Raw genomic sequence first — 11,286 nt, 5'->3', positions numbered from 1 at the left:
AACTTGCCTCACCATATCTATACCTCCCATTCACTTTGGTACTGACTCAATCGGTTTAATTTACTATAACATGGCTTCTGTAGGGATGTATTGCATACCTTCACTTAAAATTAATTGGGTTGACTTTAGCAGGAGGAAGGTTTTTAAAAACCTTTCTCCCGGGGGGACATTTTGGTGCACGTAATAGTTTGCGACACCCCCTACATTATCATACATTTAGCCTACTTATTTGGTGATTCTTATGACCACTCCCTTTTCTTTCAGCTTAGATATTGAATTATCTCTATCTAACTAACTGGAGTTTAGATTGAAGAGAGGAGCGATCGCCCATTGGGAGTGCTTCGCGATCGCCCGTAGCAAGATCTCACTACTAACTTATGAATGGAACTTGAGTAAAGATAAAACTTGTTGACGTTAAATATCTTACTCATTACCCTGCCCTTATTTCTATTAGTTGCTCTTTTATGGATAAGAACAGTCATGTATAATTTACCTCGATAATTTGGTTACGGATTTAAGACAATGAAAAAATTTCTCACATTAGCGCTGACATTGACTTTGTTTCTTGTTTCCTCTTTTAGCCTTGGCACTAGTCCTAGTTATGCTTATAGCCAGTCTGACCTAGACAGACTTTTAGCAATTCGTCAGTGTCCACAATGTGACCTCTCTTATGCTGACCTCTTTTATGCTGACCTCAAAGATACTGACCTCAGAGGTGCTAACCTCTCTCGTGCTAACCTCCCTGGTGCTGACCTAAAAGGTGCTAACCTCAAAGGTGCTAACCTCTCTGGTGCTGACCTAAAAGGTGCTGACCTAAAAGGTGCTAGACTCAGGGGTGCTAACCTCTCTGGTGCTGACCTAAAAGGTGCTAACCTCGAAGGTGCTGACCTCAGTAATGCCATCCGGTAATCACATTCTCTGAGTTACATATTTACGGGCAGATATTAATCAAGTTTCTACATCTTTAGGTCATTCTTCTGTTGGTACTACAAGTAAATATCTACATTCCCCCTTTAATAATTGTAGTAGTCTTTATCTATAGATACTTAAATGAAAGAGGGAAGATTATCCTCCCTCTTTTTTATTTGTCTTAACACTTAGTTCTCTTATGAAAGTTAAAGTTTGCGAATTTACCTATCTACACTAAATATACTCAATTCGCAATACCTATTCCTTCTTGCAAAGGTCAAGACAATCATAAGATTAAGTCACAAGATTTTAGACAATGGCAGTCGCAATACCTATTCCTTCTTGCGAAGGTCAAAACCCCTCCATTTTAACCCCTTACCCTGACTGGTGTCTAGACCCACTTTGCGAAGGTCAGCAAAATTTCTCTGTTTTTCACCTCCATCACCATCAAAATTCGGAATCTCTTCGTTAATTACTGTTTTTTTTGTCTTTATTTTTATCATTATTCTTTCTTATTACTTAAATATTTATATCGATTTTCCCCTATATTCCCCCGTATTATAACACATTTACAGCAAAATAATTCCCTAAAAATTATGTATATTTTGTTTTTATTGTGAATACGCTACTGTAAGTTACCGGGTGCAAAACTTTAAAAGTATATTTCATTGTCTGGATAAAAATGTATAGCTATGATTTAATATGATAAAACACAATACCAAATTGCATAACTACATCTAGTCAAACAGTATACGCCAAAATCCTTGAAATAATGGCTTTATGCACTGACGGAAAACGTTTTCTGTCAATCTTTTATCAGGGAGGAACCGACCATAAAATGTGAATAACGTAGGTTGAGTTTAATTCCCGGGGGATCCTATAAGGAGTGTAATGCGATCTCCCCTCAACATGTTCACATTTTTCCCTTGAGAAGGAACTGGAGGATAATCACTAAGAGCGATCGCCCATAGGGAGTGTAATGCGATCGCCTGTGGTTTTTATATACTCCTAAATAAGACCATAGATATTTTTAAAAACCAACTCTCACCCACTTAGCACAAACAGGAACAATAAGCGATCGCATTTATTGCATTTATCGATTATATAATTTGAGAGTGCGATCGCACATCCTTAAAACGCCCGTTAGCAATTAGATCAGCCATCTTTTCTGACCAGAGAACAAAATCTTGTTCATACAAAGTTGTCATAGTTTTAAAATGCTGGTTTTACTATTTTAACAAGCGATCGCCCAGTGATAAGTAGGGAGGCACAATTTTCCAGTTAGGTTATTATTAAGTAAAAAGTAAAGGAATAAATCTATGAATACTCGTGAAGTTGTGGTTAATAAGTTACAACAATTACCAGATCCTCTGATATCAAGAGTGGATGAGTTTATTGATTTCTTAATTGCACAAAAGCAAAATCAAGTAGTTAATGTTCAATCTTCAGAATCTTTAACAGATAGGTGGAAGCGGTGGTTTGAAAAGGTTGATCAATTACCTATACTAAATCATGAACCGCAGAATGAGTATCAACAACGTTTGCTCCAAAAATATCGTCAGCAGAGTTTAGATTTATGATTCTGTGTGATGCGGGAGTTTTGCTTTGTTTAGTAGATTACACACAACCTCAACATCAAATTTATAAAAATCTGGTGACGCGTGTCAGTAAACCTATGGTTACAACTCACCTACTTACATCAGATTAATCGACAGGGTCACAACGGAGAAATGTGACCTCAAAAGCTTTACACCCCCGGAACTCCTGCAATCGGTTTGGAATCGAGAACACATCTTTTAGGTCGTAGTGCTGAAATATGTCTAATCCCCTGTCTAATAATATCTTCCAGCCTGTATCTGTCACTATGTGTCGAGCATGAATGGTAGAAGTACCATCAAATTCCCACTTGAAATCAATCCCAGCAATACTACAGGAATCTTGTATCTTCACTAAATACTCAACCTGTTGCTCCCCTTTTAATTCATCTAAGGTTGTAATTAAATTAATCTTTACTTTGTCTCTGTTGGGCTTTAACTTGATTACGGTTTCTATCAAATCCATTAAGTTGCAGACCTGGTGAAAAACTCGGATGTAGGGATCGGTAATGGTAATCTCCTTTGCACTGTCTAAATAGGGACCTAACAGGGTGTCAAATGAAACCCCTCGCTGATTCTCTTTAAAGGTCAGGTGCGCTTCCTGTGGAAAAACTTCTCTCTCCTCTTCCCATAATGATGGTCTCTCTTTCTCTTCGGTCAGGATCTGGTGGTAGAAGCTACCATACTCTTCTTCTTCCAGGGTGGTGATGGTTTTAGAGGTGCCCTCTCTATTTTCGTAGGCAAAGTTAACTTTCCTATAGGTAGAATCTATGCGCAATAGCTGATCTTTAACCCGCTTGCGCCCCTCTATGGCAATTTGTAACATTTCCTCTACCTCGGACTCTGTCCCACTACCCTGGGGAAAAAGGAGTTTCATTAAACCGGAAAAGGTCTTTTGAATACCATCGCGATCGCGGGTGGAAATATCAGGAGAAAGGGAAAAGTAAGTATGGTAGTAATCTGAGTAATCAAGGTTACGCATAGCTCGGAGAATTTCCGCTAGGTAGTCTACGACAAAACCATAGCCATTGCAGAACATTTCCCCCCGGATGATGTCCACTTCCCATCCGGGAATGTAAAAATGAATGCGATCCAGGAAGGCGGAATCGTGGAATTTGTCGGGAAGTTCTTCAAAAAGATCAGAGTGCTTAAGCATATAGGGGACTGTATGCTTAGTGTTACCCACAAATACCATTGAGGCTTCAGCTCCAAGGGTTTCTATACCTCGGGAAAAGGATTTGTTGGCCATGTAGTTCTTCATGATGTCTACAAGAGATTTATTCACACTCTTTTGCTTACCAGCAAATTCATCAAAGGCCACCACATCCCAATAACCAACTAAACCAATCCTACCAGTGGAATTATTGACAAATAATTTGGCTACGGTTACTTCGCCACCGGAGATGAGAATGCCATGGGGGGAGAATTCGGAAAAAATGTGGGATTTGCCAGTCCCCTTGGGTCCAAGCTCAATTAGGTTATAGTTGCGCTCACAAAATGGAATCAGACGGATGAGCTGAAGTAGCTTGCTTCGCCTACCAAACATCTCGGGGTTAAAACCAATACTCTGGACTAGTAAGTCAATCCATTCTTCCGTGGTGAATGCTTGGCGGGCCTGCACGTAAGTATCAAAATCAAAGTAAGATAGTTGAATGGGTTTTAGGGAGGCCAGAATCCAGGGACTAGAATTCTTATCTTCGCTAAATTCGTATTCCAGGTCTGCAATGCACCACACTCCACTCACTAGGAGTTTGGGGTGGCTCTTGACTGTGCTAGAATCAACTAACACCTTCTTAATGCCCAGATTGCCAAACTCGGCTTCATACACATCCGCCTTTTCGTTCAACTCAACGCTGATCTTATCTATGACCTTATAACGTCCCTTTTCCCTAATATTAGAGCGAATCAGCCCTGCTTCGTTGCGATGGACATAATGTTTCCGCAATATTTCCTTAACTGTTTCAATCCCTGTGTTAATAGTGGCTTCGTCATTGGTGGCACAATACTGACCGAGAAGGTATTCGAGTACATAGGAAGGAACGATGGCGTTACCTTTGACCGTCTTAACCAGGTCTTTTCGCACCACAAGTCCAGGAAAATGGGCATTTATCTTTTGATCCAGGTTGTTCAAAGCAGTTCCTCCCACTTAAAAATCAAAGTCACTGGTGAACGAGCGGCGCATGGTATAAGAAAGGTGTTTATACTTCTTATGTTGAGATGTGCCGGGTAGTTTTTCGTTAAGGCGCAAGTAGACCTCTTGTCCATTGGCTTCATCCGCTTTGCGTGTTAGGGTGAAGGTGACGGAAATTTCCCTATCTCTGGGATTTTCTGATTCTAGGTCAAAGGTGAGGTCATGGGAGTCGGAGATCAGTTCCTCTGTCTGAGTATAGATTCCAGCTTGCAGAAACCGGGGGTGTACTTTTTCTGTAACTGCTTGTGTCTGGTATATAACTACAGTCAGTTGGGTGGCTGTGATAATAGAACTAGCTCCCCGGAGAATTTCCACTTCCACCATAGTGATATCACTGGTTCGCTTCTTGTGGATCTTCACAATAGGAATCACCACTTCTTGCAGGGAGGCGCCACCATGGACGTAACGACTTCCCGAACCTTTAAGACGGAGACGGTTGATTGATTTGGGGATCTGCACTTCTAGTTCCCCTTGTAGACCAAGCTGATTGGAAGTAAATTTACGTAGGCTGGGGGTCTCTTTTAGTCCCTTACCCAGGACGAAGCGGCGGTTTTTAAACAGGATCTGTTCCCCCTGGGGTTCATCACTGGCAAAATCACTATCTTCGATCGCCCGTTTCTGGTAGATAAATCCGTGGTCTGCTGTTACCAATATATTACTGGCATTTGCCCCGGTTAGTTTCTTAATCAGCTTGACTAGTTCATCTAGGGTTTCTTCAACTGCATCAAAAACTCGGGACTCTGATTCTCGTTTATCGCCTATAGCATCAATATGGTTATGATACACATAGACCAAATCATGGTCACGGACGAGTGTGCGACGATCGTCTGAGCTTAGTTCTCTTAGATCTTCTGCGGTTATGGCGGTGGCACGTTTGTAATGTCCGCGTTTGATTTGTTTTTTACGATTTTCGGTTCCCATGGAACTTTGAGAATCTACTAAAACCGAACCATCATTAGCTATGGCGAGAGTGCTATGGGGGAGCAAGGCAGCCATACCAAGCTGGGTATAGCTTGGGAGCATGGCCATGGCTGATTCTAGGGTCGCTTCGTAACGATCTTCTTGGCGGATTAAGCTGATCAGTTCATCACCAATTTCAAAGCGCAAAGCATCGGAGATAATTACAAATATTTTCTTATCTGTGTTGAGAAAGGGCAGTACCCAGTGGTGAAAAAATTTATTTTGGAGATAGATATATGGTGCAGACCAACTGGTGGTCTGATCAACCAATAATTGCCAGCGATCATTCAGCTTCAACAGGTAATTGTTAGTATAGAAGTTTTCTATTAAATCAACCAATTTCTTCATCAGTGAGGAATCTGCTGATCGGTTCAGATGGTAAATGATTTTACGATAAAACTGATCGATGCGAAACCAAGAACTAGTATATTTTTGCACGCCATCAGTCAGGGATTTCATGGTGAGATCAGACATGTCTAACTCCTGTAGAAACCTAGCTGCGGCCCCAACACATTCGTAGTAGTGTTGAAACTCTTCATACCAATGGCTTTGCTTGCGCCGCCATATCCACTGAGCAACATCACTACCAAGTAAAGTTCTCTGCTCCACACCGCGCACCAGTTCGCTCAATATTCTTTGGTCAATTAGGCGGAAGTAGTCCACATCGAGCAGTTCCCCAATCTCTCTTTCTCCTAGGTCATGTTCAATGCCAAGGTCTTTAGCACACCAGCTGGATAAAGTCTCGAAGGAATGTTGACATTTAATGCTATCCTTCCATCGTTTGAGAAATACCACAGCGTCGGAGGAGAGGTTTTGAGTTCCTTTGGGGGTGGAGGCAAAGTTTTCAAAATAGCAGTAGCTGAAGAGTTGGAGAGCAAAATCCTTCATACTTGGTTTGGCACAGCTGTAACCATAGCAGTTCTTCATCTGCTCCCAAAAATACTGCTCTAGCTCGCACCGTACCATCAGGCGATATTTATCCCCAATTTGACCTTTCTCATACTGGGCACAGTCACTAGAAAGCTCCCCTAAAAGTTGTTCCAGAATCGCTTCCAATCTTGAGTCCGACCCACAGCCGGTGCAGACAGCTAACATCTTTAATTGGATTTGAGTGATAGTATCATGGGATGTGATTAACCGTTTAAGCGACTCCCTCCGCTCAGAGGATTGGAAAAAGGCAATGTGACCTTGCACCAAATGGGTAAACTCCCTACTTAGTTCCAGTTCGGCGAGCCATAGAGAAGTCTGGTCAGCACGAAACTCTGTGTGGGCTAGTTGAACATCCAGCAACCAGTTTTCTAGGTCAGGGGGTTGAGGTCCTTCTTGATAGAGTAGGAACTTACTTTTCGGTTCCTGGTGCAGGATACGGTACTTAACGGCGAACTGGTTGTTGGTAAGTTCTATTTTCTCTACACCACCCAAAAATTCCCGGACAAGTTCCGGTTTGGCATCATACCAGAACACAATGCGGTGTTTTTCAAAGAGTTTGGTGAGGGACTGGTTAATTCGGTTAATCATAAATGCCCTCCAGCAGGTTAGAAATCGCTTCTGAGGAAGGTAATTGACCTTTTAGTTCCTTTATTCGGGGGATAATGGCTTTTTCTAGTTCCCATGCAATTTCTCCAACCAGTGGTTGGAGTTTTTCATCCCCACTAAACTCCAGGTAATATTGGCGCATATACCAGAGATTTTGTACGGAAAACCCTCTGATACCGGGGAATTTTTCCTGGAGATCAGCAGATAGCCTTTCTACCACGGATTTCCCCCATCCACTATCTTTTTGTCGCTCCACGATCATTTTGCCGATGTCCCAATATAATCCTACCAGCTGGGTATTTACGGCTTTGAGGGCTGCATACTGGGCTGTGCGAACTCGTTCTTTGACCTCTAGTAGGAGTTGGGAATACTCGACTGGAGATAGAGTTGATTGGATATCTTTCTTAGATTTCTCAGCCATTAGTCCTCCTCTTTTGTCTCCAATCCGGGGATTTTCTTTAAAGCTAACCCAAATTTTGGGTAATTTGCCTTGACACCGTCATCCAGGTCAATGTGGATTTGCTCTATGGCCAGGGGATAGAGGATCTCTCGTTCGTAGTCATCGAGCTCTTCGATTATGGTAGCAAGTTTGTTGATTTCTTTGACTGCTTTGGTTTTCTCTGACTGGGAGGCATCAGCACTTACTTCAACTCGTTTGAGGTGATTTTGACGGGCTTCTAGTTTGGCTCGGAATTCCCGCAGGTAATCGTTTAGCACTATACTGACTGTATCTGGGCGATAGCGGTGTAGGTAGATGAGGGCGTTGAAGTTGCTTTTGGGGGAGGAGAAAAGCCAGTAGATGGGGCGTTTTTTGTAGCGTTTGATGTGGTCGTTGTAGAAGTCTTTGAGGAAGTATTTGCGGATATCTTTGCCTAGGGCTTTTTCGATGAATTTTAGGTTTTCTTCGTAGTGTTCTTCACCAAAGGTAAGGCGCAGGAATTGGCGGAAGCGATCGCTCATATCGTCGGTGAACCATTGGCCATCGAGAATGGGGATAACGTTGGTTTTTGTGGGGGTAAAGGTGGGATTGGGGATTTGTTGGAGGTAGTCTGGGAGGGTTTCTCCTTGGTTGGCGAGGATGAGTCCTGGTTGGTCGAGGGAGTAGCGTCCAAACATGCACCCTACTGCGTAGGAGATGTATTCTTTGATGGTGTCCGCGAGGAGAAGGGTTTCTAGTTCGGTTTGGGGTTTGGTGTGGTCGTAGCGGTAGTGGGGGTTACAGGTGAGGGTGATTTCGTTCAGGGGAACTTCGGGGGTGAGTTCGTCTTGGAGTCCGTACGCCAAGATAAATATGCGGTTGTTTTCTTCTTCTAGGCGTTGCATTTCTAGGGTTGTTTGTTGCCATTGATGGCGGAGTTTTTGGTAGGTGGTTTGGAGGGTGGGTTGGCGGTAGCTGGGGTCGAGGAGGGGGAGTTTGGTGAAGTCCCAGGAGGTTTCATAGGAGTCCCAGTCTGACCGGGCAATGTTAATCACTTGTTCTATATTTTCAAGACTGTTAATTGTGATTTTGTGAATAGTATTATTAAGTATGGGAAAGTTTGATATTTGCCCAACTTCAAAATTTAATGTGGGAGAAAGTGAGGCGGTTGTACTATTCATAATTGGCGAATTCATTAACCCTAATATTGGCTTAATTATACTTTTATCATTAAAGAATATTGACATACCTGCATCGGCAAAAATAAACCCCTTTGGATAAAATCTGAGGGAAAAATAACTACTTGTTACTTTAGACCAACTTATACTTTCTTGAAAATATTTATCTGTGTTTTGGGGACGGGATCTAGCTTTTAGTCCATGTTCAGTGCCAAAATTACGAATCTCGAAACCATCATTTTCCCAATTAACAACATATTCCTGATTGCCATACCATTTTCTAAATTCCCCGCCTTTATTATAGGGAAACCATTTTTTTCCAGATTTTTTTGCCGCTTCTCTGCTATCTAATCCAAAACCTATATTATTAATGTTAACTTCTGTCCATAATCTCAGAAATCTATCATTATTTGCGGTAGCTAAACCCTGTCTTGGAGATGCAATATCATTCAGGGGTTTGGAGTGTTGGAAAATCTCTAAAATCTTATCACTCACCCAATAGGCGATCGCACTTCCTGGAATTTTGGAGAAATCAGCAGCAGAAGCACGGAAAAACCAACCGCAATTGGGATTTTTAATGGCTTCACGAAGCGCAGACTCCTTCTCTCCTTCGGAGTTGCCATCAACTAAACGTACATAACTTCCTTTATATTCAGAATCATTGCTGTTCGCTAAAACAAAGGCAGTTGTGGATACAACCTCACCCCCAATACTGTCAAACCCTCTTGCGCCAAGATAGGCCATGGAAAGGAGAGTATCTTGACCCAAAATACCCGCTCGAAGTTTTTCAAATGAGGAGAGAAACATCCAACTCTGCATGGTTATCATCGCAACCAAACCGTGCTTTCTCGCAAGTTGCAGATTGCGCTCAATAAACACAGCAAATAAATCCCCCTTGCTGTCAGGATAATTATCTTTAACCCACGCCCCCAACCTGCTATTCATCCCCTTCCCACCCATATAGGGGGGATTAGCCACCACTACATGATACTTAGAACTCAAATAATCTGCCTGCTTTAACACTTGCAAAACCTTCTGATGGGTCTGGTAAAAAAACAGTTGCCCAGAAACATCCTTCCCTTCCAGCATGGCCACCATCCCTCCCACATCTGTCGCTGTGGGACGAATGAGAGAGCCAAAATTATCAGCCTCTTCAAACTCATGTAGGGTGCTTTGCACCTTATATGTAAACAGATCCCGCCCTATAAAATCCATGTAGCTCTTTAGCTCATTCTTCTCAAATATCACCTTTTGCAATACGCAAATATTCGGTTGGAAAGGCTTACGCAAGAACCGCCGATATTTCTCCCGGGCCTTCATCACCAATGCAAACGCTGCCAACTCCCCTGCTCGTTCATCAATTTCCACCCCGTAAAGGTTATGGGTGAGAATCTTACCAGGAATCTCAGATGGTTCATAACCTTCCTCTTCATAAATGGCATACAGCAGCTCAAAGGCATATACCAATATATGTCCGCTACCGCAGGCCGGATCACATATCTTAATCTCCTCCGGATTTTCAATGGGGAGAAAATCAGATTCAGGTACTTCTGGTTTGATATAATATTCCATGCGCTCCACCAGTGGAGAATGGGGACGATTCAGCATCCACAACCGACCCAAGGAATTTTCCACCAAATATCTAACAATCCAGTGGGGGGTAAAAAGCTGGGTCGCTGCGGGAATATTCTCTGGCGTAATCTTCTTATTCTTTTTTAACCCCTCGAATACCTCATCCTTCTTCTCTGAGATATAATACTGATACAACCACCCAATCACCTCCACATCCTGACCAACATCAGGAGTCATGGCCTCACGGGTATAGGCGAGAATTGATTTTCCTGATAGTAAATCATCGGGTAACAACAGCTCAGTGTAATCTTGAATGCGCTGAAAAAGAAAAGGCATAGCTCCATGCCAGTAGTTACAAGCAGCTACCAGTAGGAGGCGATAGGCCTCCGTTTGTGGGTCTCGGCTGGTAGAAGTTCCGTTTAGTAAGGTCAAGACATGATTTCTAGTTTTAGCTATGGGCATCATATCCTCATCAATATGCCCCATCTTAGCTTCAGCCAAAACCTCTGGTTGGAACTGTCCTTCCAAAGGGGATATAATGGCGGTGGTGGTATAGCCATTTAAATCCATAAACCGCAGGGCACAGAATCGGTTAAACCAGATATAAGCCACCTGCTCAATCACCTGTTGTTTTCCCTGTTCTTTAATTTGCTGTTCTAGCTTATCTACTGCTTCTGCGCTCTCGCGACGAGCTACACTGTCTTCAGCTATTATATGATTTAATTTACTAGAAACCTGTTCAATTAGGCTGCGACGGGCAAATTGGGCAAATCTTTTGAGTCTAGTTGTATCCATATATGTTAATTTTCTCTCCTTTCAGTGCTTTGATTTAGGCGTGTGACGGGCCACCCGGGGAAAGTTTCGTTCCATGTCTCCAAATTGAACACTTGACAATTTTCTACTAATTGTCGTCTCCATCGCGGCACA

Annotated in this window: 9 protein-coding genes; 2 read left to right on the top strand and 7 right to left on the bottom strand. The window is 42.5% G+C overall.

Translation table 11 applies throughout. The annotated features are described in order from the left end of the window. Window positions 1–302 precede the first annotated feature (302 nt). Entirely contained in the window at window positions 303–482 is a 180-nt protein-coding gene (locus ASL19_RS18355; protein WP_152980379.1) for a hypothetical protein, read from the bottom strand. Window positions 483–522: 40 nt separating this feature from the next. Between ASL19_RS18355 and ASL19_RS00260 the strand changes: the two genes are divergently transcribed. Next, window positions 523–909 (top strand): pentapeptide repeat-containing protein, encoded by a 387-nt coding sequence (locus ASL19_RS00260; RefSeq protein ID WP_072149045.1) that lies wholly within the window; start codon window positions 523–525, stop codon window positions 907–909. A gap of 332 nt (window positions 910–1,241) precedes the next feature. Here the strand turns inward: ASL19_RS00260 and ASL19_RS17995 are convergent, their stop codons facing one another. Further along, window positions 1,242–1,412, bottom strand: a complete 171-nt coding sequence (locus tag ASL19_RS17995; protein ID WP_181406985.1) for a hypothetical protein — start codon at window positions 1,410–1,412, stop codon at window positions 1,242–1,244. Window positions 1,413–2,009: 597 nt separating this feature from the next. Next, window positions 2,010–2,117, bottom strand: coding sequence for a DUF29 domain-containing protein (locus ASL19_RS17220; protein WP_235528882.1), 108 nt, complete (start codon window positions 2,115–2,117; stop codon window positions 2,010–2,012). A gap of 111 nt (window positions 2,118–2,228) precedes the next feature. Between ASL19_RS17220 and ASL19_RS00255 the strand changes: the two genes are divergently transcribed. Then, window positions 2,229–2,489: a hypothetical protein gene (locus tag ASL19_RS00255; RefSeq protein ID WP_057176820.1), complete on the top strand. Its 261-nt coding sequence runs from the start codon at window positions 2,229–2,231 to the stop codon at window positions 2,487–2,489. A 124-nt stretch (window positions 2,490–2,613) separates the two neighbouring features. On the opposite strand, the gene brxL is transcribed toward ASL19_RS00255, so the two are convergent. Genes brxL through pglX form a run of 4 tightly spaced genes read right to left on the bottom strand, consistent with a single transcriptional unit; the run spans window position 2,614 to window position 11,154 of the window. Then, a complete protein-coding gene (brxL, locus tag ASL19_RS00250; RefSeq protein WP_057176822.1) occupies window positions 2,614–4,635 on the bottom strand; it encodes a BREX system Lon protease-like protein BrxL in 2,022 nt (673 codons plus the stop codon). A 15-nt stretch (window positions 4,636–4,650) separates the two neighbouring features. Beyond that, window positions 4,651–7,173: a BREX-1 system phosphatase PglZ type A gene (gene pglZ / locus ASL19_RS00245; RefSeq protein WP_057176819.1), complete on the bottom strand. Its 2,523-nt coding sequence runs from the start codon at window positions 7,171–7,173 to the stop codon at window positions 4,651–4,653. Continuing rightward, window positions 7,166–7,612 carry a DUF1016 N-terminal domain-containing protein gene (locus ASL19_RS00240; RefSeq protein ID WP_057176818.1) on the bottom strand — a complete coding sequence of 149 codons (447 nt, stop codon included), beginning with the start codon at window positions 7,610–7,612 and terminating at the stop codon, window positions 7,166–7,168. Before ASL19_RS00240 ends, pglZ begins: the two co-directional genes overlap by 8 nt. Further along, on the bottom strand, window positions 7,612–11,154 hold the full coding sequence (gene pglX, locus ASL19_RS00235; protein ID WP_057176817.1) for a BREX-1 system adenine-specific DNA-methyltransferase PglX: 3,543 nt from the start codon (window positions 11,152–11,154) through the stop codon (window positions 7,612–7,614). The genes ASL19_RS00240 and pglX overlap by 1 nt, the downstream gene beginning before the upstream one ends. Window positions 11,155–11,286 lie beyond the last annotated feature (132 nt).

Source organism: Cylindrospermopsis sp. CR12 (assembly GCF_001432185.1).
Taxonomy (GTDB): Bacteria; Cyanobacteriota; Cyanobacteriia; order Cyanobacteriales; family Nostocaceae; genus Raphidiopsis; species Raphidiopsis raciborskii.
This window is presented reverse-complemented; position numbering and strand designations above follow the sequence as displayed.

Coding starts and splice junctions, on each gene's coding strand:
- ASL19_RS00260 (WP_072149045.1), top strand. CDS start 523: ATGAAAAAATTTCTCACATTAGCGCTGACATTGACTTTGTTTCTTGTT.
- pglZ (WP_057176819.1), bottom strand. CDS start 7,173: ATGATTAACCGAATTAACCAGTCCCTCACCAAACTCTTTGAAAAACAC.
- ASL19_RS17220 (WP_235528882.1), bottom strand. CDS start 2,117: ATGACAACTTTGTATGAACAAGATTTTGTTCTCTGGTCAGAAAAGATG.
- pglX (WP_057176817.1), bottom strand. CDS start 11,154: ATGGATACAACTAGACTCAAAAGATTTGCCCAATTTGCCCGTCGCAGC.
- ASL19_RS17995 (WP_181406985.1), bottom strand. CDS start 1,412: ATGATAAAAATAAAGACAAAAAAAACAGTAATTAACGAAGAGATTCCG.
- ASL19_RS00255 (WP_057176820.1), top strand. CDS start 2,229: ATGAATACTCGTGAAGTTGTGGTTAATAAGTTACAACAATTACCAGAT.
- ASL19_RS18355 (WP_152980379.1), bottom strand. CDS start 482: ATGACTGTTCTTATCCATAAAAGAGCAACTAATAGAAATAAGGGCAGG.
- ASL19_RS00240 (WP_057176818.1), bottom strand. CDS start 7,612: ATGGCTGAGAAATCTAAGAAAGATATCCAATCAACTCTATCTCCAGTC.